This window comes from Clavibacter zhangzhiyongii, assembly GCF_014775655.1.
Lineage (GTDB): Bacteria > Actinomycetota > Actinomycetes > Actinomycetales > Microbacteriaceae > Clavibacter > Clavibacter zhangzhiyongii.
Window position 1 is genome coordinate 1055147 of sequence record NZ_CP061274.1, and the last position, 22506, is coordinate 1077652.

21 protein-coding genes are annotated in these 22506 nt (G+C 72.7%); 18 read left to right on the top strand and 3 right to left on the bottom strand.

Translation table 11 applies throughout. From position 1 onward, the window contains the following. Positions 1 to 58: 58 nt before the first annotated feature. From H9X71_RS05050 to H9X71_RS05120, 15 genes are all read left to right on the top strand, one after another. The gene (locus H9X71_RS05050; RefSeq protein WP_191148609.1) at positions 59 to 874 is read left to right on the top strand and encodes a fructosamine kinase family protein; all 816 of its coding nucleotides are present in this window, start codon (positions 59 to 61) and stop codon (positions 872 to 874) included. Between the two features lie 121 nt (positions 875 to 995). Continuing rightward, positions 996 to 2612, top strand: coding sequence for an alpha,alpha-trehalose-phosphate synthase (UDP-forming) (gene otsA / locus H9X71_RS05055; RefSeq protein ID WP_191148610.1), 1617 nt, complete (start codon positions 996 to 998; stop codon positions 2610 to 2612). Between the two features lie 5 nt (positions 2613 to 2617). Then, the gene (otsB, locus tag H9X71_RS05060) at positions 2618 to 3445 is read left to right on the top strand and encodes a trehalose-phosphatase (protein ID WP_191148611.1); all 828 of its coding nucleotides are present in this window, start codon (positions 2618 to 2620) and stop codon (positions 3443 to 3445) included. Positions 3446 to 3528: 83 nt separating this feature from the next. Beyond that, entirely contained in the window at positions 3529 to 6534 is a 3006-nt protein-coding gene (locus H9X71_RS05065; RefSeq protein ID WP_191148612.1) for a Na+/H+ antiporter subunit A, read from the top strand. Beyond that, positions 6531 to 7091 (top strand): Na(+)/H(+) antiporter subunit C, encoded by a 561-nt coding sequence (locus tag H9X71_RS05070; RefSeq protein WP_191148613.1) that lies wholly within the window; start codon positions 6531 to 6533, stop codon positions 7089 to 7091. The genes H9X71_RS05065 and H9X71_RS05070 overlap by 4 nt, the downstream gene beginning before the upstream one ends. After that, a complete protein-coding gene (locus tag H9X71_RS05075; RefSeq protein WP_191148614.1) occupies positions 7088 to 8680 on the top strand; it encodes a Na+/H+ antiporter subunit D in 1593 nt (530 codons plus the stop codon). The genes H9X71_RS05070 and H9X71_RS05075 overlap by 4 nt, the downstream gene beginning before the upstream one ends. Then, the gene (locus H9X71_RS05080; RefSeq protein WP_191148615.1) at positions 8677 to 9351 is read left to right on the top strand and encodes a Na+/H+ antiporter subunit E; all 675 of its coding nucleotides are present in this window, start codon (positions 8677 to 8679) and stop codon (positions 9349 to 9351) included. Before H9X71_RS05075 ends, H9X71_RS05080 begins: the two co-directional genes overlap by 4 nt. Beyond that, positions 9348 to 9623: an MrpF/PhaF family protein gene (locus tag H9X71_RS05085; protein WP_191148616.1), complete on the top strand. Its 276-nt coding sequence runs from the start codon at positions 9348 to 9350 to the stop codon at positions 9621 to 9623. The genes H9X71_RS05080 and H9X71_RS05085 overlap by 4 nt, the downstream gene beginning before the upstream one ends. Then, on the top strand, positions 9620 to 10186 hold the full coding sequence (gene mnhG, locus H9X71_RS05090) for a monovalent cation/H(+) antiporter subunit G (protein ID WP_244961815.1): 567 nt from the start codon (positions 9620 to 9622) through the stop codon (positions 10184 to 10186). Before H9X71_RS05085 ends, mnhG begins: the two co-directional genes overlap by 4 nt. Before the next feature lie 83 nt (positions 10187 to 10269). Then, entirely contained in the window at positions 10270 to 11964 is a 1695-nt protein-coding gene (gene ilvD / locus H9X71_RS05095; protein WP_191148617.1) for a dihydroxy-acid dehydratase, read from the top strand. Positions 11965 to 12008: 44 nt separating this feature from the next. Beyond that, positions 12009 to 13844, top strand: a complete 1836-nt coding sequence (locus H9X71_RS05100; RefSeq protein ID WP_191148618.1) for an acetolactate synthase large subunit — start codon at positions 12009 to 12011, stop codon at positions 13842 to 13844. After that, a complete protein-coding gene (gene ilvN / locus H9X71_RS05105) occupies positions 13841 to 14350 on the top strand; it encodes an acetolactate synthase small subunit (protein ID WP_191148619.1) in 510 nt (169 codons plus the stop codon). Before H9X71_RS05100 ends, ilvN begins: the two co-directional genes overlap by 4 nt. Before the next feature lie 164 nt (positions 14351 to 14514). Then, the gene (gene ilvC, locus H9X71_RS05110; RefSeq protein WP_191148620.1) at positions 14515 to 15540 is read left to right on the top strand and encodes a ketol-acid reductoisomerase; all 1026 of its coding nucleotides are present in this window, start codon (positions 14515 to 14517) and stop codon (positions 15538 to 15540) included. Positions 15541 to 15677: 137 nt separating this feature from the next. Continuing rightward, positions 15678 to 16196, top strand: a complete 519-nt coding sequence (locus tag H9X71_RS05115) for a hypothetical protein (RefSeq protein ID WP_191148621.1) — start codon at positions 15678 to 15680, stop codon at positions 16194 to 16196. Then, positions 16193 to 16549: a hypothetical protein gene (locus tag H9X71_RS05120; RefSeq protein ID WP_191148622.1), complete on the top strand. Its 357-nt coding sequence runs from the start codon at positions 16193 to 16195 to the stop codon at positions 16547 to 16549. The genes H9X71_RS05115 and H9X71_RS05120 overlap by 4 nt, the downstream gene beginning before the upstream one ends. A 34-nt stretch (positions 16550 to 16583) precedes the next feature. On the opposite strand, the gene H9X71_RS05125 is transcribed toward H9X71_RS05120, so the two are convergent. Then, a complete protein-coding gene (locus tag H9X71_RS05125) occupies positions 16584 to 16985 on the bottom strand; it encodes a DoxX family protein (protein WP_191148623.1) in 402 nt (133 codons plus the stop codon). A gap of 62 nt (positions 16986 to 17047) precedes the next feature. Between H9X71_RS05125 and serA the strand changes: the two genes are divergently transcribed. After that, complete coding sequence (gene serA, locus H9X71_RS05130) at positions 17048 to 18637, top strand: phosphoglycerate dehydrogenase (protein WP_191148624.1); 1590 nt, start codon at positions 17048 to 17050, stop codon at positions 18635 to 18637. Between the two features lie 69 nt (positions 18638 to 18706). Here serA and H9X71_RS05135 read toward each other — a convergent pair whose 3' ends face one another. Then, a complete protein-coding gene (locus H9X71_RS05135) occupies positions 18707 to 19309 on the bottom strand; it encodes a TetR/AcrR family transcriptional regulator (protein ID WP_191148625.1) in 603 nt (200 codons plus the stop codon). Between the two features lie 123 nt (positions 19310 to 19432). On the opposite strand from H9X71_RS05135, the gene H9X71_RS05140 reads away from it, so the two are divergent. Continuing rightward, entirely contained in the window at positions 19433 to 20971 is a 1539-nt protein-coding gene (locus H9X71_RS05140; RefSeq protein WP_191148626.1) for an MFS transporter, read from the top strand. A gap of 91 nt (positions 20972 to 21062) precedes the next feature. Here H9X71_RS05140 and H9X71_RS05145 read toward each other — a convergent pair whose 3' ends face one another. Then, the gene (locus H9X71_RS05145; protein WP_191148627.1) at positions 21063 to 21317 is read right to left on the bottom strand and encodes a DUF6458 family protein; all 255 of its coding nucleotides are present in this window, start codon (positions 21315 to 21317) and stop codon (positions 21063 to 21065) included. Positions 21318 to 21432: 115 nt separating this feature from the next. Between H9X71_RS05145 and H9X71_RS05150 the strand changes: the two genes are divergently transcribed. Next, the gene (locus tag H9X71_RS05150) at positions 21433 to 22500 is read left to right on the top strand and encodes a 3-isopropylmalate dehydrogenase (RefSeq protein WP_191148628.1); all 1068 of its coding nucleotides are present in this window, start codon (positions 21433 to 21435) and stop codon (positions 22498 to 22500) included. Positions 22501 to 22506 lie beyond the last annotated feature (6 nt).

Sequence of the window (22506 nt, forward strand, 5' to 3'; positions counted from 1 at the left end):
GGCAGGCTGGACGGGAGATCCGGGCGGACAGCGCGCCGCCCGCAACGGGAGGGACGGCATGGCGGCGGCGACGGACGGGCACGACGGGCAGGACGGCGGGACGTACCGCAAGGAGCGGGCCGACGCGCCGGCCGGGTTCTTCGAGGCGGAGGCGGCCGGGCTCCGGTGGCTCGCCGAGGCGGAGGCCGACGGGGGAGCGCGCGTCGTGCGCGTGCGCGACGTGCGGTCCGGCCGGATCGACCTCGAGCGGCTCCGTCCGGCGCGGCCGACCCGGGCGGCGGCGCGCGCGTTCGGGTCGGCGCTCGCGATCACCCACGGCGCCGGGGCGCCCGGGTTCGGTGCGCCGCCACCCGGCCACGACGGGCCCGCCTTCATCGGGCGGCAGGGGCTGTCCGTGCGTCGCGACGGGGCGGGCGGCGGCGGATGGGGCGCGTGGTACGCCCGTGAGCGCGTGCTCCCGTACCTCCGCCGGGCCGTCGACGCGGGCCACGTCACGGCGACGCAGGCGGCCGACGTCGAGCGGGCGTGCGCCGCCGCCGCCGACGGCCGGTTCGACGACGGGCGGCCGGCGGCCAGGATCCACGGCGACCTCTGGTCCGGCAACGTGCAGTGGACCGCGGAGGGCACCGTCCTCATCGACCCGGCGGCGCACGGCGGCCACCGCGAGACCGACCTCGCCATGCTCGCCCTGTTCGGCTGCCCCGGGCTCGACGACGTCCTCGGCGCCTACGCGGACGGCGGATCCCTCGTCGCGGGCTGGCGCGTGCGCGTCCCGCTGCACCAGCTCCACCCGCTCGCCGTGCACGCCGCGTCGCACGGCCCCTCCTACGGCGACGCCCTGCACGACGCCGCGCGGGCGGTGCTCCGGATGTAGGGGAGGGCGCCCTGCTGCCGCCGTCACGGGCGGACCCGACCCGGTCGCCGGGCGGGCGCACTGGTAGCCTCGGACCCACCGAGCAGGCACGACAGACCTCTGCGCGAACGAGACGGGAACCGTGACTCCGCCACCCTCATCCACGCCCTCCGCGACCGAGCCGACGCCGACGGGCGGGCCCGCGGCCGACGCCGACCAGGCCGACGCCCCCGAGGTCGAGCCCGGCGCGTACGACCTCGTGGTCGTCTCCAACCGCCTCCCCGTCGACCGCGTCGTCGCCGCCGACGGGACGACCTCCTGGCGGCACTCGCCCGGCGGCCTCGTCACGGCCCTCGAGCCCGTCATGCGCGCCAACGAGGGCGCGTGGGTCGGCTGGCCGGGCATCGCCGACCACGACGTGGAGCCGTTCGTCGACGCGGGCATCTCGATCATCCCCGTCACGCTCTCCGAGCAGGACCTCGCCGAGTACTACGAGGGCTTCTCCAACGACACCCTCTGGCCGCTCTACCACGACGTCATCGCCCAGCCGAGCTACCACCGCGAGTGGTGGGACACGTACGTGAAGGTCAACCAGCGCTTCGCCGACGCCGCGGCGAGGGCCGCCGCGCCGGGCGCCACCGTGTGGGTGCAGGACTACCAGCTGCAGCTCGTGCCGAAGATGCTCCGCGAGCAGCGGCCCGACCTCACCATCGGATTCTTCAACCACATCCCGTTCCCGCCCTACGGCATCTACTCGCAGCTGCCGTGGCGCACGCAGATCATCGAGGGGCTCCTCGGCGCCGACGTCATCGGCTTCCAGCGCGTCGCCGACGCGGGCAACTTCACGCGCGCGGTCCGGCGGCTGTTCGGGTACACGACCCGGGGATCCACCGTGGACGTGCCCGTACGCGGCGGCATCCCGCTCACCGTCCCCGGCACCAAGCCGTCGAAGCCCGTCCGCGAGCTCCGCACGCGCCAGGTCGTGGCGAAGCACTACCCGATCTCCATCGACGCGCGCAGCTACGAGGAGATGGCCAAGGACCCGGCCATCCAGGAGCGCGCCCGTCAGATCCGCGCCGACCTGGGCGACCCGAGGACGATCCTCCTGGGCGTCGACCGGCTCGACTACACGAAGGGCATCGGCCACCGCCTGAAGGCCTTCGGCGAGCTGCTCGCCGAGGGGCGCGTGACGGTGGAGGACGCCACGCTCGTCCAGGTCGCGAGCCCCAGCCGCGAGCGCGTGGAGACGTACCGGCAGCTGCGCGACGAGATCGAGCTCACGGTCGGCCGCATCAACGGCGACTACGGCTCTATCAGCCACACCGCCATCAGCTACCTGCACCACGGCTACCCGCGCGAGGAGATGGTGGCGCTCTGCCTCGCCGCCGACGTGATGCTCGTCACCGCCCTCCGCGACGGGATGAACCTCGTCGCCAAGGAGTACGTGGCGACCAAGCACTCCAACGAGGGCGTGCTCGTGCTGAGCGAGTTCGCAGGCGCCGCGGACGAGCTGAAGGCCGCGCTCCTCGTGAACCCGCACGACATCGAGGGCCTCAAGGAGGCGATCCTCCGCGCCATCGAGATGCCCAAGGCCGAGCAGCGCAAGCGCATGCGTTCGCTCCGCAAGCGCGTCTTCGAGAACGACGTCGCCGCGTGGTCGAGCTCCTTCCTCGCCGACCTCGGGCGCACGCACGCCGCCGCGATCCACGAGGGGCCCGACGAAGAGGTCGTCGAGCCGCTCATGGACGAGGGCTGGTAGACCGCGTGGCCGAGCTGACCACCGACATCCAGGCGAAGGGCGGCCGCGGCTTCCCGGGCCGGCTCTTCGAGGCGCTCACCGAGCTCGCGCGCACGCGGCGCCTGCTCGTCGCGCTCGACTTCGACGGCACGCTCGCCCCCGAGGTCGACGACCCCGAGAAGGCGCGCGCGGTGCCCGAGGCCCGCGCGGCCGTGCTCGCGCTGCTGGCGCTGCCGGACACGCGCGTCGCGCTCGTCTCGGGACGCGCGCTGCGCAGCCTCGAGGCTGTGGCCGACCTGCCGGACGAGGTGCTCCTCGTCGGGTCCCACGGCGTGGAGATCCGCCTCGACAGCGACGACATCGAGCTCGTGCTCGACGAGGGCGAGCTGGAGCAGCGCGGCGTGCTCTCCGACGTGCTCGGCCAGGTCGCCGACTCGCTCGACGAGGTGTGGATCGAGGAGAAGCCCGCGGGCTTCGCCCTGCACACGCGCCTCGCCACCGAGAAGCACAGCCGCATCGCGCACCTCGTCGCCACCCAGGAGGCGCAGGCCGAGGTCGACGGCCTCAAGGTGCGCTCCGGCAAGGACGTGCTCGAGTTCAGCATCCGCCAGGCCACGAAGGGGGAGGCCGTCGAGCACCTCCGCCGCTACGCCGACGCCGACGCCGTGCTCTACGCGGGCGACGACGTCACCGACGAGGACGCGTTCGCCGCCCTCCGCGCCGGCGACCTGGGTCTGAAGAGCGGCTCCGGCGCGACCGCCGCCGACTTCCGCGTCGACGGCCCGCACGACGTGGCGCGCGTGCTGCAGGTGCTCGCGGACCTGCGCGGGGAGCCGGCCGTCCGCCCCGACTGACCGCTCGGGTCGATCCGCCCCGGTCTCCCAGGCAGGGCCCAGGTAGACTGGGGAAATAGCCGACTCGCGAGAGGAGACCGCAGTTGCTCGTCCTCCTCTCGGCGTTCCTGATCGCGTCGATCCTCGTCCCGCTGCTGGGCCGGATCGCCGGCGTGCGCGCCTTCCTCGTCGCCGCCCTCGTGCCCGCGGCCGCGTTCGCCTTCACGGTCGCGCAGGCGCCCGCCGTGCTGCCGGACGGCGAGGTCGTCGAGCGGCTCGAGTGGATCCCGTCGCTCGGCATCGTGCTCGACATGCGGATGGACGCGCTGTCCTGGCTCCTGTCGCTCGTGGTCACGGGGGTGGGATCGCTCGTCCTCCTCTACTGCGCGCGCTACTTCCGCTCGGACGAGGAGGGCCTCGGCCGCTTCGCGGGCCTGCTGCTCGCCTTCGCCGGGGTGATGTACGGCCTCGTCCTCGCCGACGACGTGTTCGTGCTCTTCACGTTCTGGGAGGCGACGAGCGTCCTCTCGTACCTCCTCATCGGCCACTACACGGGCAAGAAGGCGAGCCGCGGCGCCGCGCTGCAGGCGCTCCTCGTGACGACGGCGGGCGGGCTCGCGATGCTCGTCGGCCTCGTGATCCTCTCGGTCGCGGGCGGCACCACGAGCCTCGCGCAGCTCGTGGCCGACCCGCCCGGCGGCCCGCTCATCCCGGTGGCCGTCGTCCTCATCCTCCTCGGCGCCCTCTCCAAGTCGGCGCTCGTGCCGTTCCACTTCTGGCTGCCCGCCGCGATGGCCGCGCCCACCCCGGTGAGCGCCTACCTGCACGCGGCCGCCATGGTGAAGGCGGGCATCTACCTCGTCGCCCGGCTCGCCCCCGGCTACGCGGACGTGCCCGGCTGGCGCGTGCTGCTCGTCTCCCTGGGCGTCGCGACGATGCTCGTCGGCGGCTGGCGGGCCCTCAAGCAGATGGACCTCAAGCTCGTCCTCGCCTACGGCACCGTGAGCCAGCTCGGCTTCCTCACCGTGGTGGTCGGCTACGGCACGCGCGACGCGGCCCTCGCGGGAGTCGCCCTCCTCCTCGCGCACGCGCTCTTCAAGGCGACGCTCTTCCTCGTCGTGGGCGTGGTGGACCACCGGGCCGGCACGCGCGACCTCCGCAAGATCAGCGGGCTCGGCCGCAAGGCGCCGGTGCTCGCCGTGATCACCGCGCTCGCCCTCGCCTCGATGGCGGGCCTGCCGCCGTTCCTCGGCTTCGTCGCCAAGGAGGCCGTGCTCTCCGCGCTGCTGCTCGACGCGGAGCTCGGCGGCGGCCTCGGCTGGGTCGCGCTCGTCGGCGTCTCGGTCGGCTCCTGCCTCACGGTCGCGTACAGCGCCCGCTTCCTCTGGGGCGCGTTCGCCCGGAAGCGCGGGGTGGACGAGGTCCAGCCGGTGCACGAGCACCTCGACTTCCTCGTGCCGCCCGCCGTTCTCGCGGTCGCGGGCCTCGTGCTCGGCTTCCTCGCATCGTCCGTGGACGGCTGGATCGCCGGCTACGCCGACACGCTGCCGGCGGTGAGCGCGGGCGCGTCCGGCGAGCCCGACCACACGTACCACCTGGCGCTCTGGCACGGCATCGAGCCGGCGCTCCTCATCTCCGCGGGCACGCTCGTCGTGGGCCTCGCCATGTTCCGCCTCCGCGACGGCGTCTTCGCGCTGCAGTCGCGGGTGCCGGCGTGGATCGACGCGGCCCGCATGTACTGGGCCTCGATGCGCCTCATCGACCGGGTCGCCGCGCGCACCACGGCCACCACGCAGCGCGGCTCGCTGCCCTTCTACCTCGGCGTGATCCTGCTCGTGCTCATCGGCTCCGTGGGATCCGCGCTCGCGCTCAACCGCTCCTGGCCCTCCACCGCGGTGCCGTTCGACCACCCGGCCCAGCCCGTCATCGGCGTCGTGATGATCGTGGCCGCCGTCGCCGCCGCCCGCGCCGGGAAGCGCTTCCAGGCCGTCGTGCTCGTGGGCGTCACGGGCTACGGCATGGCCGCGCTCTTCGCGCTGCACGGCGCCCCGGACCTCGCGCTCACGCAGGTGCTCATCGAGACGATCACGCTCGTCGCCTTCGTGCTGGTGCTCCGCCGCCTGCCCGTGCGCCTGGGGGAGCGCAACCGGTCGGTGCACCCGATCTGGCGCGCCTCCATCGGCATCGCCGTCGCGGCCCTCATGTCGACGGTCGCCGTCGTCGCGCTCGGCGCGCGGGTCGCGACGCCCATCTCGCGGGAGTTCCCGAAGCTGGCCTACGAGCAGGGTCACGGCAGCAACGTCGTCAACGTCACGCTCGTGGACCTCCGCGGCTGGGACACGATGGGCGAGATCTCGGTGCTCATCGTGGCCGCCACCGGCGTCGCGAGCCTCATCTTCCTCAACCGCCGCACCGACACCCTCCCGCGCCTCACCGCGCCCTCGCGCCGCGGCCTCATCGCGCGCCTCACCGGCCGGCACGACCCGGCGTCCGACGCGCCCCTCGAGGTCCAGCACGGCGCCGACGGCCCGCGGATGGAGGCCACGAAGGCCATCAAGGACCAGCGCCGCACCGAGCGGAGCCCCTGGCTCCTCGCCGGCCGCACGCTCGCCCCGCAGAACCGGTCGATCCTCCTCGAGGTCGTCGTGCGGCTCCTGTTCCACAGCCTCATCGTCGTGTCGGTCTACCTGCTGTTCGCCGGCCACAACCTGCCGGGCGGCGGGTTCGCGGGCGGGCTCCTCGCCGGCATGGCCCTCGTGGCGCGCTACCTCGCGGGCGGCCGCTACGAGCTCGGCGCCGCCGCGCCCGTCGACGCCGGACGCGTGCTCGGCACCGGCCTCGTCTTCGCGGTCGGCACCGCCGCGCTCCCGCTGGTCTTCGGCGCCGACGCCCTCACCTCCACCTGGATCGACACCGAGGTGCCGTTCGTCGGCCACGTCGAGTTCGTCACCAGCACCTTCTTCGACGTCGGCGTCTACCTCGTCGTCGTCGGCCTCACGCTCGACGTGCTCCGCAGCCTCGGCGCGGAGGTCGACCGCCAGGAGGAGAGCGACCGGACGGTCGAGCAGGGAGCGGACGGCATGGAGACCGAGCAGGGGGTGAGCGTGTGAGCGTCTCCGTCACCCTCATCGTGATCATGGCCTCGCTGTACGCGACCGGCATCTACCTCATGCTCGAGCGCAGCATGACGCGCGTGCTCCTCGGGTTCCTGCTCGTGGGCAACGCGACCAACATCCTCATCCTCATCATGTCGGGCCGGGTCGGCCTCGCCCCCATCTACGATCCCGACGTGGATCCGTCGGAGTACGCCGACCCGCTGCCGCAGGCGCTCATCCTCACGGCCATCGTCATCACCTTCGGCGTCTCGGCCTTCCTCATGGCGCTCATCTACCGCTCCTGGCGCCTGGCGAACGCCGACGTCGTGACGGACGACGAGGACGACCTCGCGATGCGCGGCCCCCGCACGGGCCTCGGCGAGGAGCCCACCGTGCCCGACGACGACGACACCGAGTTCGGCACCAACGCCGAGGCCGCCATCGCCTCCGCCCGGAAGCTCCGCGGCAACCGATCGGACCTGGAGGAGGCCATCGACGACTCCGCCGACGACGACGACGACCGCGACTTCCGCACGAGGCGCGCCGAGAAGAAGGGGGAGGAGGGACGATGACGATCTTCCAGACCCTCATCCCGCTCGTCGTGCTCGTGCCGCTCCTCGGCGCGGCCGCGGCCCTCGTGGCCGCGCGCCAGCGCCGGCTGCAGGTCGCCGTCTCGGTGCTCGCGCTCGTCGTCGTGGTCGCGATCAGCGGCGCGCTGCTCGTGCTGGTGGACCAGCAGGGCGGCCAGTCCGTCGAGGTCGGCGGGTGGGCGGCGCCGTTCGGCATCGTGCTCGTGGTCGACCGGCTGTCGGCGCTCATGCTGCTGATCTCGTCGATCGTGCTGCTCGCGGTCCTCATGTTCTCGATCGGCCAGGGCCTCGAGGACGGCGACGGCGAGACGCCCGTGTCGATCTTCAACCCGACCTACCTGATCCTCGCGGCCGGCGTCTTCAACGCCTTCGTCGCGGGCGACCTCTTCAACCTCTACGTCGGCTTCGAGATCCTGCTCGTGGCGAGCTACGTGCTGCTCACCCTCGGCGGCACCGAGGCGCGCATCCGGGCGGGCGTCACGTACATCGTCGTGAGCCTCGTCTCGTCGATGCTGTTCCTCGCCTCCATCGCCATGATCTACGGCGCCCTCGGCACGGTGAACATCGCGCAGATCTCGGTTCGGCTCGACGAGATCCCGCCGGACGTGCAGCTGATCCTGCACATCATGCTGCTGGTGGCCTTCGGCATCAAGGCGGCGGTCTTCCCGCTGTCGTTCTGGCTGCCGGACTCCTACCCCACGGCACCGGCTCCCGTCACGGCGGTCTTCGCCGGGCTCCTCACCAAGGTCGGCGTCTACGCGATCCTCCGCACCGAGACGGTCATGTTCCCGACCGACCAGCTCTCCACGGCGCTCATGGTGGTCGCGGCGCTGACCATGGTGATCGGCATCCTCGGCGCGGTCGCGCAGGCCGACATCAAGCGGCTGCTCTCATTCACGCTCGTCAGCCACATCGGCTACATGATCTTCGGCATCGCGCTCAACACCGTGGCCGGCATGACGGCGACCATCTACTACGTGATCCACCACATCGTCGTGCAGACGACGCTGTTCCTCGCCTCCGGGCTCATCGAGCGCACGGGCGGCAGCACGTCGATCAACCGGCTCGGCGGCCTGCTCAAGGCGGCGCCGGTCATGGCGATCCTGTTCTTCATCCCCGCGCTCAACCTCGGCGGCATACCGCCGTTCTCGGGCTTCATCGGCAAGGTGGCGCTCTTCGACTCCGGCGCCGAGGTGGGCGGCTGGCTCACCTACGCGGTCATCGCCGCCGGCGCCGCCACGAGCCTCCTCACCCTGTACGCCCTCGCCCGCGTCTGGAACATGGCGTTCTGGCGCGGCGCCGAGGAGGTCGAGGACTACGAGTCGCCCCTGCTCGACCAGCTCTCCGAGCGCCCGGGCGGCGAGGCCACGACCACCGTGCGGAAGACGCCCGTGCTCATGACGGGCGCGACGGCCGGCATGGTCGTCGTCAGCGTCGCGCTGACGGTGTTCGCGGGTCCCGTCTACGCCCTCTCGGAGCGCGCGGGCGAGAGCCTCACGGGCCCCGGGTCCGGCGTCGGCTCCGGCGAGCAGGGCTACGTCGAGACCGTGTTCCCGGGAGGCGTCCGATGAGCCCGCGCCGCGCCCGCGCCCGCGCCGAGCGGCTCACCCTCCTGGTGCAGCTGCCGCTCCTCGTCTGGCTCGTGATCCTCTGGCTCCTCCTCTGGGGTCACGTCACCGTCATCTCCGTGGTCACGGGCGTCGTCCTGGCGCTCCTCGTGACGCGCGTCTTCTACCTCCCGCCCGTGGAGCTGTCCGGCCGCTTCGACGTGCGCTGGGCGGCGATCCTGCTCGGGCACTTCGCGGTGGACCTCGTGCGCGCGTCGTTCCAGGTCGCGGCGCAGGCCTTCGACTGGCGGAGCGTGCCCGTGAACTCGGTCATCGCCGTGCACCTGCACACCCGCAGCGACTTCGTCATGACGCTCACGGCCGAGGTCGTCTCCCTCGTCCCCGGCTCGATCGTGGTGGAGGCCGATCGCGAGCGCTCGATCCTCTACCTGCACGCGCTCGGCACGCCGACCCCCGAGGACGTGGAGCGCGTGCGGCGCACGACGCTCGACGTCGAGAGCCGCATCGTCTTCACCCTCGGCACGGCCGACGACATCTGGCGCGTCAACCGCGAGCGCCGCGAGTCGGGCCGCGAGCCGCTGCTGCAGACGAGGAGGCAGCGCGCGCACGAGCTGGTGCGCGACCGGGACCTCGAGGCGGGGCTCATCACGACCACGGGGGAGGAGCTCTCATGAGCGTCGTCATGCAGGTCGGCTACGTCGTCGTCGGCGCGCTGTTCTTCTCGGCCGCCGCGATGGCGCTCGTGCGCATCGTCCGCGGGCCCAGCATCCTCGACCGGATCATCGCGTCCGACGTCCTGCTCACGACGCTCATCTGCGTGCTGGGCGCCGAGATGATCCACAACGGCCACACCCGCACGGTCCCGGTGATGCTCGTGCTCGCGATGACGGCGTTCCTCGCCACGGTCGCGGTGGCGCGCTACGTCTCGAAGCAGGACCCGTCGTGAGCGGCATCCTCGAGTCCGGCCCGCTCGCCGACGCCCTCGACCTCGTGAGCCTCGCGCTCCTGATCCTCGGCGGCGTGCTGTCGGTCGCCGCCGGCGTCGGCCTCCTGCGCTTCCCGGATCCGCTCGCGCGCATGCACGCGGCGACCAAGCCGCAGATCCTCGGCGTGATCCTCGTGCTGCTGGCGCTCGCCCTCCAGTCGCAGAGCCTCAGCGCGGTCGTGATGCTCGTGCCCGTCCTCCTCTTCCAGATGCTCACGGCGCCGATCTCCGCGCACATGGTCGGCCGCGCGGGCTACCGGCTCCGCCACTTCCTGCGCGAGGACCTCCTCGTCGACGAGCTGGAGGAGGCGATCGACCGCGCCCACGAGGAGCTCCGCGCGGCCGACGAGGTGGACGCGTCGACGCTGCCGGTCGGATCCGCCGAGAACATCGCCGCGGAGGAGGCCGGCCACGTCGCCGGGGGAGCGGGCAACCGCGACGGCGAGCAGCTCGTCGCCGATCCGCCGCCGGGCGGGGTCGAGCCCGACGCCGACGACGACGCTCCCGCCCCGCGCGCCGGCTGACGCGGGCGCATCCCCGCTGCCGCGGGCCGCGCGCCCCTCCCCACGCGCCGGGACTGCTCCGCCCGAGGACCTAAACTCGATCCATGCCAGAGATCGACATGAAGCCCCGGAGCCGCGACGTCACCGACGGGATCGAGGCCACCGCGGCCCGCGGCATGCTCCGCGCCGTCGGGATGGGCGACGAGGACTGGGTAAAGCCCCAGATCGGCGTTGCCAGCTCCTGGAGCGAGATCACCCCCTGCAACCTCAGCCTCGACCGCCTCGCGCAGGCCTCGAAGGAGGGCGTGCACGCGGGCGGCGGCTACCCGCTCCAGTTCGGCACCATCTCCGTCAGCGACGGCATCTCCATGGGCCACGAGGGCATGCACTTCTCGCTCGTCTCCCGCGAGGTCATCGCCGACAGCGTCGAGACGGTCATGATGGCCGAGCGCCTCGACGGCTCGGTCCTCCTGGCCGGCTGCGACAAGTCGCTCCCCGGCATGCTCATGGCCGCGGCCCGCCTCGACCTCTCCTCCGTCTTCCTCTACGCGGGGTCCATCGCCCCCGGCTGGGTGAAGCTCTCCGACGGCACCGAGAAGGACGTCACGATCATCGACGCCTTCGAGGCCGTCGGCGCGTGCAAGGCCGGCACGATGAGCCAGGAGGACCTGACGCGCATCGAGAAGGCCATCTGCCCGGGCGAGGGCGCCTGCGGCGGCATGTACACGGCGAACACCATGGCGAGCGTCGCCGAGGCCCTCGGCATGAGCCTCCCGGGATCCGCGGCCCCGCCGAGCGCCGACCGTCGCCGCGACTACTTCGCCCACCGCTCCGGCGAGGCCGTCGTCAACCTCATCGCGAAGGGCATCACCGCCCGCGACATCATGACCAAGGAGGCGTTCGAGAACGCCATCTCCGTGGTCATGGCGTTCGGCGGATCCACGAACGCGGTCCTCCACCTCCTCGCCATCGCGCGCGAGGCCGAGGTCGACCTCCAGCTCTCCGACTTCAACCGCATCGCCGACCGCGTGCCGCACCTCGGCGACCTCAAGCCGTTCGGCCGCTTCGTCATGAACGACGTCGACCGCGTCGGCGGCGTCCCCGTGGTCATGAAGGCCCTGCTCGACGCGGGCCTCCTCCACGGCGACGTCATGACGGTCACCGGCCGCACCATGCGCGAGAACCTCGAGTCGATGGACCTCGCGGAGCTCGACGGCACGGTCATCCGGAAGATCGACGACCCCATCCACGCGACCGGCGGCATCAGCGTCCTGCACGGCTCGCTCGCCCCCGAGGGCGCGGTCGTCAAGACCGCCGGCTTCGACCTCGAGGTGTTCGAGGGCCCGGCCCGCGTCTTCGAGCGAGAGCGCGCCGCGATGGACGCGCTCACCGAGGGCCGCATCTCCGCGGGCGACGTGGTCGTCATCCGCTACGAGGGCCCCAAGGGCGGCCCCGGCATGCGCGAGATGCTGGCCATCACGGGCGCCATCAAGGGCGCCGGCCTCGGCAAGGATGTACTACTCTTGACGGACGGTCGATTCTCAGGCGGCACAACCGGACTGTGCATCGGCCACATGGCTCCCGAAGCGGTGGACGCAGGTCCCGTCGCCTTCGTGCGCGATGGAGACCGGATCCGCGTCGACATCGCCGCTCGCACGCTCGACCTACTGGTCGACGAGGCCGAGCTCGCCGCCCGCCGTGAGGGGTGGGCACCTCTCCCGCCGCGCTACACGCGCGGAGTCCTCGCCAAGTACGCCAAGCTCGTGCACTCGGCCGCCGAGGGCGCGATCACGGGATGACCCCCTCCTCACCTTCCGCTCCCTCTGCCAGGAATCGCGCACCCATGCCAGCTCTGCCCACCCCGCCCCCCACGCCGCAGGCGCCGACCGCCCATCAGGGCGACGAGATCCTCACGGGGGCCCAGGCCGTCGTCCGGACCCTCGAGCTCCTCGGCGTCGACGACATCTTCGGCCTGCCGGGCGGCGCCATCCTCCCGACCTACGACCCGCTCATGGACTCGACGAAGCTGCGCCACATCCTCGTCCGCCACGAGCAGGGCGCCGGCCACGCCGCCGAGGGCTACGCGTCCTCGAGCGGACGCACCGGCGTCTGCATCGCCACGTCCGGGCCGGGCGCCACCAACCTCGTGACCGCCATCGCGGACGCCTACATGGACTCGGTGCCGCTCCTCGCGATCACCGGCCAGGTGTTCTCGACGCTCATGGGCACGGACGCCTTCCAGGAGGCCGACATCGTCGGCATCACGATGCCCATCACGAAGCACTCCTTCCTGGTCACCAAGCCCGAGGACATCCCGTCGACCATCGCGGCGGCGTACCACATCGCCTCCACCGGCCGTCCCGGCCCCGTCCTCGTGGACATTACGAAGGACGCGCAGCAGCTCGAGGCGCCGTTCCACTGGCCGCCGAAGATCGACCTTCCCGGCTACCGCCCCGTCGTCAAGGCGCACGGCAAGCAGATCCAGGCCGCCGCGCAGCTGCTCGTCGAGGCGAAGAAGCCCGTGCTCTACGTGGGCGGCGGCGTGATCCGCGCCAAGGCGCACGAGGAGCTCCTCGCGCTGGCCGAGGCGGTCGGCGCGCCCGTCGTCACGACGCTCATGGCCCGGGGCGCGTTCCCCGACTCGCACCCGCAGCAGCTCGGCATGCCCGGGATGCACGGCACGGTCCCCGCGGTGCTCGCGCTGCAGGAGTCCGACCTGCTCGTCTCGCTCGGCGCGCGGTTCGACGACCGCGTGACCGGCAAGGCGGCGGAGTTCGCGCCGCACGCCAAGGTCGTGCACGTCGACGTCGACCCGGCCGAGATCTCGAAGATCCGCATCGCCGACGTCCCCATCGTGGGCGACGCGAAGGACGTCATCGCCGACCTCGTCGTCGCGTTCCGCGACGCGAAGGCCGCGTCCGCCGTGGAGCAGGACATCGCCGACTGGTGGACCTACCTCGACGGGCTCCGCGAGGAGTTCCCGCTCGGGTACACGCCGCCCGAGGACGGCCAGCTCGCGCCGCAGTACGTCATCCAGCGCATCGGCGAGATCACCGGCCCCGAGGGCGTGTTCGCCTCCGGCGTCGGCCAGCACCAGATGTGGGCCGCCCAGTTCATCAAGTACGAGCGCCCCAACTCCTGGCTCAACTCCGGCGGCGCCGGCACCATGGGCTACTCGGTGCCCGCCGCGATGGGCGCCAAGGTCGCCCAGCCCGACCGCCACGTGTGGGCGATCGACGGCGACGGCTGCTTCCAGATGACCAACCAGGAGCTCGCCACCTGCACCATCAACGACATCCCCATCAAGGTCGCGATCATCAACAACTCGTCGCTCGGCATGGTGCGCCAGTGGCAGACCCTCTTCTACGACGGCCGCTACTCCAACACCGACCTGAACACGGGCGGCGGGTCCCGCATGGTCCCCGACTTCGTGAAGATGGCCGACGCGTACGGCGCCCTGGGGATCCGCGTGACGAAGCCCGAGGAGGTGGACGACGCGATCCGCCTGGCGCTCGCGACGAACGACCGCCCGGTCGTCATCGACTTCGTGGTCAGCCGCGACGCCATGGTCTGGCCGATGGTGCCGCAGGGCCTCAGCAACAGCGCCGTGCAGTACGCCCGCGACCACGCCCCCAGCTGGGACGACGACCTCGCCGAGACCGGGAGGACCGAGAAGTGAGCCACATCCTGAGCCTCCTGGTGGAGGACAAGCCGGGCCTCCTCACCCGCGTCGCGGGCCTGTTCGCCCGGCGCGGCTTCAACATCGAGTCGCTCGCCGTCGGCGCGAGCGAGATCGAGGGCCTCTCGCGCATCACCGTCGTCGTCGACGTCGAGGCGCTCCCGCTCGAGCAGGTGACCAAGCAGCTGAACAAGCTCGTCAACGTCATCAAGATCGTGGAGCTCGATCCCGGCCAGGCCGTCGAGCGCGAGCACCTGCTCGTCAAGGTGCGCGTCGACAACACGACCCGGTCGCAGGTCCTCGAGGCCGTCAACCTCTTCCGCGCCCGCGTGGTCGACGTCGCCACCGACGCGCTCATCATCGAGGTCACGGGCGACTCGGGGAAGGTCCAGGCCCTCCTCCGCGTGCTCGAGCCCTTCGGCATCAAGGAGCTCGCCCAGTCGGGCCTCCTCGCCATGGGGCGCGGCTCGAAGTCGATCACCGACCGCGTCTTCCGCACCTCCTAGGGAACGCCCGACAGGGCCCGCGGCTCTGCCGCTAGGCTCCCCGCGCACGCCACCACGCGTGCACCCGAACGTCCACGACCCCCGCCCCGCGCGAGCGCGAGGCGCCTCGGCACGACCGCCCCTCGCACCTCCCGCGGGGACGACAGAACAAGGAGATCCATCACGTGACTGACATCGTCTACGACAAGGACGCCGACCTCTCGCTCATCCAGGGTCGCAAGGTCGCCGTCATCGGCTACGGCTCGCAGGGTCACGCGCACGCGCTGAACCTCCGCGACTCCGGCGTCGAGGTCGTCATCGGCCTCAAGGAGGGCTCGTCCAGCCGCGCCAAGGCCGAGGAGCAGGGCTTCGAGGTCAAGACCCCGTCCGACGCGTCCGCCTGGGCCGACGTCATCGTCATCCTCGCGCCCGACCAGCACCAGCGCGGCCTCTACGCCGACAGCGTCCGCGACAACCTCACCGAGGGCAAGACGCTCGTCTTCGCGCACGGCTTCAACATCCGCTTCGGCTACATCGAGGCGCCCGAGGGCGTCGACGTCATCCTCGTCGCCCCCAAGGGCCCGGGCCACACCGTGCGCCGCGAGTTCGAGGCCGGCCGCGGCGTCCCCGTCATCGTGGCCGTCGAGGTCGACGCGTCGGGCAAGGCGTGGGACCTCGCCTGGTCGTACGCCAAGGGCATCGGCGGACTGCGCGCCGGCGCCATCCGCACCACCTTCACCGAGGAGACCGAGACCGACCTGTTCGGCGAGCAGGCCGTGCTCTGCGGCGGCACCTCGCAGCTGGTCCAGTACGGCTTCGAGACGCTGATCGAGGCGGGCTACCAGCCGCAGATCGCGTACTTCGAGGTGCTGCACGAGCTCAAGCTCATCGTCGACCTCATGTGGGAGGGCGGCATCGCCAAGCAGCGCTGGAGCATCTCCGACACCGCCGAGTACGGCGACTACGTCTCCGGCCCGCGCGTCATCACGCCCGACGTCAAGGAGAACATGAAGGCCGTCCTCGCGGACATCCAGTCGGGTGCCTTCGCGAAGCGCTTCATCGAGGACCAGGACGCCGGCGCGCCGGAGTTCCTCGAGCTCCGCAAGAAGGGCGAGGAGCACCCCATCGAGTCGACCGGCCGCGAGCTGCGCAAGCTCTTCGCGTGGAACAAGGCCGACGACGACTACACGGACGGCTCGGTCGCCCGCTAGCCGACGCCCCACCCGCACCGCCGGACGCCCGGTCGCCTCGCGCGACCGGGCGTCCGCGCGTCCGGGCGCAAGGCGAGACCCGAGACGGCCGGGGAGCGTGGAGCGGGCGTCCGGAGCCGAGCACGTAGCATCGGGGGATGCCCCGCACCCCCGACGACGACGCCCTCAGCTGGGCCGGCGAGGAGGCGGATCCCACGCTCGCCCGCTCGCCCGAGCCGCAGCGCGCGGTCCCGCGCCGCCGCCCCGACGCCGACACCGCCACCGGCCGGTCCTCCGCCCTCGGCGCCACCGCCGCCCGACGCGCGGGGTCCGACGGGGACTCGTCCGACGGCGGCACCCCTGCTCCGCGCGGTCCGCTCGTCGACGACGCGCCCGAGGCGTCGCCCGACGTCGTCGTGCTCGCGTTCTTCGGCGCGGTCGCGATCCTCGAGGCCATCGCCTGGTTCTTCGTCGTGCGCGACAACCCGGCGAGCGCGGGGTCCGGCTTCCAGGTCGGCGTCGCGCAGGCCACCGAGGCGCTCACGGTGCTCGCGCCCGTGCTGTGGCTCGCCGCCGTCGTGACCGCCGCGCGCGGCATGCGCCTCCACGGGCGCGCGCTCGTGCTCGCGGCCGGCGCCGTCGTCCTGTTCCCGTGGCCCTGGCTGGTGACCCGATGAGCGCCGACCGGACCGCGACCGCCGCTCCCGCGCCCGTGCGCCGGGGCCGCCCCACGCGGGCGGGCTGGGTCGTGGGCGTCCACGGGGCGCTCGCCCACGGGATCCTCGTGTGGCAGGCGGTGGACCAGTACACGGCCTTCCGCGACATCGCCACGGCCTTCGGCGGCGCGCTCCGGCCGGGCACCGCCGCCGCGCTCGTCGCCGCGATCCTCGTGCCCGTCGTCGCGTTCGTCCTCGCGGCGCGGGCGGGCCGTCGTCGCCCCGTCGCCGCGCGCGTCCTCGTGATGCTGGCCGGGCTCGCCGCCGCGAGCGCGCTCACGGTTGGGGTCGCCGAGCTGCTGCCGCTCGTCTAGGTCCTCGGGCGTCGCGGGCGCGCCGGCCGCGCGCCTAGAGCGGCCAGCCCGCGAACAGCACCAGCGCGATCAGCACGACCTGCGCCACGAGGCGCGGCACCAGCGGGATCGCGATGCGCCCGAAGCGCTCCGGGTGCCGGGCCGCGTAGGCGTTCGCGGGGAAGACCGCGACGAGGAAGACGGCCAGCGCGACGCCCGCGGCCAGGCGCACGGGCTCCACGAGGAGGCCGACGCCGCCGGCGATCTCGCACACGCCGGTGAGGCGCACGAGCGCCAGGGGAGAGGGGATCCCGGGGCGCCGGAACGACGGCGGGATGATCGCCGCCATGGCCCGCGCGGCCCTCGGCGCGAAGTGGTTCACGCCCATGCCGACGAAGACGAGGGCCAGCAGGATCCGCACGGCGAGCTGGATGCCGGCCCACGTCACATCGCTCATCCGCCCATTCTGGGGCCACTAGCATGTGAGGGTCCCAGCCGCCCCCGCCCGAAGGACCGCTCTTGACCAAGCCCGTCGTCGTGATCGCCGAAGAACTCTCGCCCGCCACCGTCGACGCCCTCGGGCCCGACTTCGACGTCCGATCCGTGGACGGCACCGACCGCCCGGCGCTGCTCGCGGCCCTCGCGGAGGCGGACGCGGTGCTCGTGCGCTCCGCCACCCGCATCGACGCGGAGGCCATCGCCGCGGCCCCGCGCCTGCAGGTCGTCGCCCGTGCCGGCGTCGGCCTCGACAACGTCGACATCAAGGCCGCGACCACCGCGGGCGTCATGGTCGTGAACGCGCCGACCTCGAACGTCATCTCGGCCGCCGAGCTCGCGATCGGCCACATCCTCTCGCTGGCCCGATTCATCCCGGACGCGAGCGCGTCGCTCAAGCAGGGCCTCTGGAAGCGCTCGTCCTTCACGGGCGTGGAGCTCTACGAGAAGACCATCGGCATCGTCGGCCTCGGCCGCATCGGCACGCTCGTCGCCCAGCGCCTCGCGGGCTTCGGCGCCACCCTCGTCGCGTACGACCCCTACGTCACGCCGGCCCGCGCGCAGCAGCTCGGCGTGCAGCTCCTCCCGCTCGACGAGCTGATGAGGGTCGCCGACTTCATCACGATCCACATCCCGAAGACGCCCGACACCACGGGCCTCATCTCCACCGAGCAGTTCGCGCTCGCGAAGCCGTCCCTGCGCATCGTCAACGCGAGCCGCGGCGGCATCATCGACGAGGACGCGCTGTACACGGCGCTCAAGTCGAAGCGCATCGCGGGCGCCGGCCTCGACGTGTTCGTCAGCGAGCCGCCCACGGGGTCGCCGCTGCTCGAGCTCGACAACATCATCGTCACGCCGCACCTCGGCGCCTCCACCGACGAGGCGCAGGAGAAGGCCGGCGTCTCGGTCGCCCGGAGCGTGCGGCTCGCGCTCGGCGGCGAGCTCGTGCCCGACGCGGTCAACGTCGCCGGCGGCGTCATCGACCCGTACGTGCGCCCCGGCATCCCGCTGATGGAGAAGCTCGGCCAGGTGTTCTCGGGTCTCGCGCACGAGGCGCTCACGAGCATCGACGTGGTCGTCCGCGGCGAGCTCGCCGGCTACGACGTCAGCGTCCTCAAGCTCGCGGCGCTCAAGGGCGTGTTCACCAACGTGGTGAGCGAGAACGTCTCCTACGTCAACGCGCCGCTCCTCGCCGAGCAGCGCGGGCTCGAGGTGCGGCTCATCACCGACGCCGTCTCCGAGGAGTACCGCAACGTGCTCAGCATCCGCGGCGCGCTGTCCGACGGCACGCAGGTCTCGGTGTCGGGCACGCTCACGGGCACGAAGCAGATCGAGAAGCTCGTCGAGATCGACGGCTACGACGTCGAGGTGCCGTTCAGCCGCCACCTCATCGTCATGAAGTACGAGGACCGCCCCGGCATCGTCGCGGTCTACGGCAAGGAGTTCGGCGACGCCGAGGTCAACATCGCGGGCATGCAGATCGCCCGCCAGGAGGCCGGCGGCCGCGCGCTCAGCGTGCTGAGCGTCGACTCGCCCGTGCCGGACGGCGTGCTGGAGAACGTGCGCCGGGCCATCCAGGCCACGTCGCTGCGCGAGATCGACATCGCCGACTGATCCCGGTCGGACGGACCCGCGCGAGGGCGGCTGCTGCGGCGGCCGCCCTCGCGGTGCGTCCGGGCCGGGTCAGCCGCGGGTCGAGCGGAGCCGCACGAGGTCGTCGACCACGCGGATGAGCTCGTCGAGCGCGGAGTCGGCGGGGGCGGATCCGCCGAGCCACGGCTGCAGGGCCGAGTTGTAGTAGAGGCCGTCGCCGATGAGGAGCACGGCGCGCGCGACGGCCGGGTCGCCCACGGCCTCGAGGATCACCGCGGCCCACTCGTCCTGCAGGTGCGTGAGCGCGTCACGGGCGCGCGGGTGGTTGCCCTGGGCGAGCCGGCTGGTGGCGACGTAGGCGCGGTCGAAGGGCGTGGCGGTCGAGAGCGAGCCGCGGATCCACCGGTCGACGGGGCCGCGCTCGGCCTGCCGCAGCCGCTCGACGTCCTCGCGGGCGAGCTCGGCCATGCGGGCGAGGAGCCCGTCGACGAGCGCCTCCTTGCCGCCGAAGTGGTAAAGCAGCCCGCCCTTGGAGACGCCGGCCGCGGCGGCGACCGCCTCGAGCGTCGTGCCGCGCTCGCCCTGCTGCACGAGCAGCTCCTCGAAGGCGTCGAGGATGCGGTCGCGCGCGCTCCCCGCGGTGGCGTCGGGGGCGGTCGCGGGCGCGGGATCGTCGGGCGGTGCGTCGGGCATCCCCCCAGCGTAGCCGCGATGGGTTGCCGACTGTACCGACCGGACGGTACAGTGATCCCGGCCGCCCTCGCGGCCCCGTCCGCGCGCCCGCGCCGTCGCCTCCCGACGTCAGGAAGCCCCGTCATGTCCACGCCCCGCACCGAGTCCGTCCCCGTGACCGCCCCCGCCCGCGCGGGGCGCCGCCAGTGGGCGGCGCTCGTGGTCCTCATGCTCCCGGTGCTGCTCGTCTCCATCGACAACACCGTGCTGAGCTTCGCGATGCCGTCCATCGCGCGCGACCTCGAGCCGTCGGGCGCGGCCCAGCTCTGGATCATCGACGCCTACCCGCTCGTGCTCGCGGGCCTCCTCGTCGCCATGGGCAACATGGGCGACCGCTACGGGCGCCGCCGCCTGCTAATGATCGGCGCGGCGGGCTTCGGCCTCGTCTCCGCCCTCGCGGCCTTCGCGACCGACGCCTCGCAGCTCATCGCGGCACGCGCCGCGCTCGGCTTCTTCGGGGCCATGCTCATGCCGTCGACGCTGTCGCTCCTCCGCTCGATCTTCACCGACCGCACGCAGCGCCGCCTCGCCATCGCGATCTGGGCGTCGGGTTTCTCCGGCGGATCCGCGCTCGGCCCGCTCGTGGGCGGCGTGCTGCTCGAGCACTTCTGGTGGGGATCCGTGTTCCTCGTCGCCGTGCCCGTGCTGCTGCCGCTGCTGATCCTCACGCCGGCGCTCGTGCCCGAGTCGAAGGACCCGGTGCCCGGCCCGATCGACGTGGTCGCCATCGTGCTGTCGCTCGCCACCGTCGCGCCCATCGTCTACGCGATCAAGACGTTCGCGACCGAGGGCGTCACCCCGCTCGCGATCGCGGCGCCCGTCGTGGGCGTGGTCGCCGGGATCCTGTTCGTGCGCCGCATGTCCCGCGCGCGGAACCCCATGCTCGACGTCGCGCTCTTCCGCGAGCCGGTGTTCACGGGCGCGGTGCTCGTCAACCTGCTGAGCGTCGTCTCGCTCGTCGGCTTCCTCTTCTTCGTGACGCAGCACCTGCAGCTCGTCGCGGGGCTGGACCCGCTGGCCGCCGGGTTCGCGCTCATCCCGGGATCCGTCGTGGTCATCGTCTCGGGCCTCGTGATCGTCCCCATCGTGGCGCGCGCCCGCCCCTCGCGGGTCGTCGCCATCGCGCTCGCGTTCTCGACCGTCGCCTACGTGCTGCTCGCGGTCACCGGCCGCGGCGCCTCGGTGGGCCTGCTCGTCGTCGCGTTCTGCCTGCTCGGCGCGGGCATCGGCGCCTCCCAGACGATCTCCAACGACCTCATCATCGCGGCCGTCCCGCCGGCGAAGGCGGGCGCGGCGTCCGCCGTGTCGGAGACGGCGTACGAGGTGGGCGCCGTGCTCGGCACGGCCGTGCTCGGCAGCATCCTCACCGCCAGCTACCGCACCGGGCTGGTGCTGCCCGCCGGCCTGTCCGAGGGCGACGCCGTCGCCGCGCGCGAGACCCTCGGGGGAGCGGTGTCCGTCGCCGAGCGCGTGCCGTCCGACGTGGGGGCGGCGCTGCTGGAGTCGGCGCACACGGCCTTCGACGGCGGCGTGGTGACGACCTCGATCATCGGCGCCGTGCTGATGGTGGGCGCCATCGTCATCTCGCTCACGAGCCTGCGCCGCGCGAGCTCCCACGACTGATCGCGGGGGCCACCCCGCGGAGCGGCCGCCGGACGCGCATCGGGCCCGTCACCCCATGGGGTGACGGGCCCGACTCGCGTGCGGGGAGGGATCAGACGATGTTGTCGTCCGAGCGCTCCCGGCGCGTGATGCGCTGGCCGGTCGCGGGGTCGATGCGCGTGCGCGTCTCGCTGACTGCCGTGCGGCGGCGGGCGAGGAGCGCGATGCCGATGATGATCACCAGCGCGCCGCCGCCCATGAGGATGTAGCCGACCAGCTGCAGGTCGACCCCCGGGACGGTGAGGTCGACGGCGAACGCGAGGATCGCGCCGACGACGACCAGGAAGATGCCGAGTCCGATGCTCATGGGTGTGTCCTTCTGTCGTGCCCGTCGGGGCCGTCGGGTGCCTCCACCGTAGCGCGCGGGTGCCCGCGGCGGACGGGTAACCTGGCCCGACACCCACCGAGCTCCGGGAGGATCCATGCCCCGCACCATCTCGCTCGCCGTCGTCCCGGGGGACGGCATCGGCCCGGAGGTCGTCCACGAGGCCCTGCGCGTGCTCCGGGAGGCGGTCCCCGCGGACGTGTCGCTCGACACCGTCCAGTACCCGTTCGGCGCCGGACACTACCTCGAGACCGGGGAGATCCTCACGGACGCCGACCTCGCCGCGCTCGCGCAGCACGACGCGATCCTCCTCGGCGCCGTCGGCGGCGACCCCCGCGACGCGCGCCTGGCGGGCGGCATCATCGAGCGCGGGCTGCTGCTGAAGCTGCGCTTCGCGTTCGACCACTACGTCAACCTGCGGCCGACCACGCTGCTGCCCGGCGTCGCGTCGCCGCTGGCCGCGCCCGGCGAGGTCGACTTCGTCGTGGTGCGCGAGGGCACCGAGGGGCCGTACGCCGGCAACGGCGGCGTCCTCCGCCGCGGCACCGAGCACGAGATCGCGACCGAGGTGTCCGTCAACACGGCGCACGGCGTGGAGCGCACCGTCCGGTTCGCGTTCGAGCTGGCCGAGAAGCGCGAGCGTCGGCGCGTCACGCTCGTCCACAAGACGAACGTGCTGACCTTCGCCGGATCCCTCTGGCAGCGCACCGTCGACCGCGTCGCCGCCGAGCACCCCGGCATCGAGGTCGACTACCTGCACGTCGACGCGACCATGATCTTCCTGGTCACCGACCCGTCCCGCTTCGACGTCATCGTCTCCGACAACCTCTTCGGCGACATCATCACCGACCTGGCAGCGGCCATCAGCGGCGGCATCGGCCTCGCGGCGTCCGGCAACGTGAACCCCACGGGCGCGTTCCCGAGCATGTTCGAGCCGGTGCACGGATCCGCGCCCGACATCGCCGGCCAGCAGAAGGCCGACCCGACCGCCGCGATCCTCTCCGTCGCGCTCCTGCTCGACCACCTCGGCCTGCCCGAGGCGTCCGCCCGCGTCACGGCGGCCGTCACGGCCGACCTCGCGGCGCGCGCCGCGGGCGACACGGCTCCCCGTTCCACCGCGGAGGTCGGCGACGCCGTCATCCGCGCCCTCTCCACGACCCGCTGAAGGACC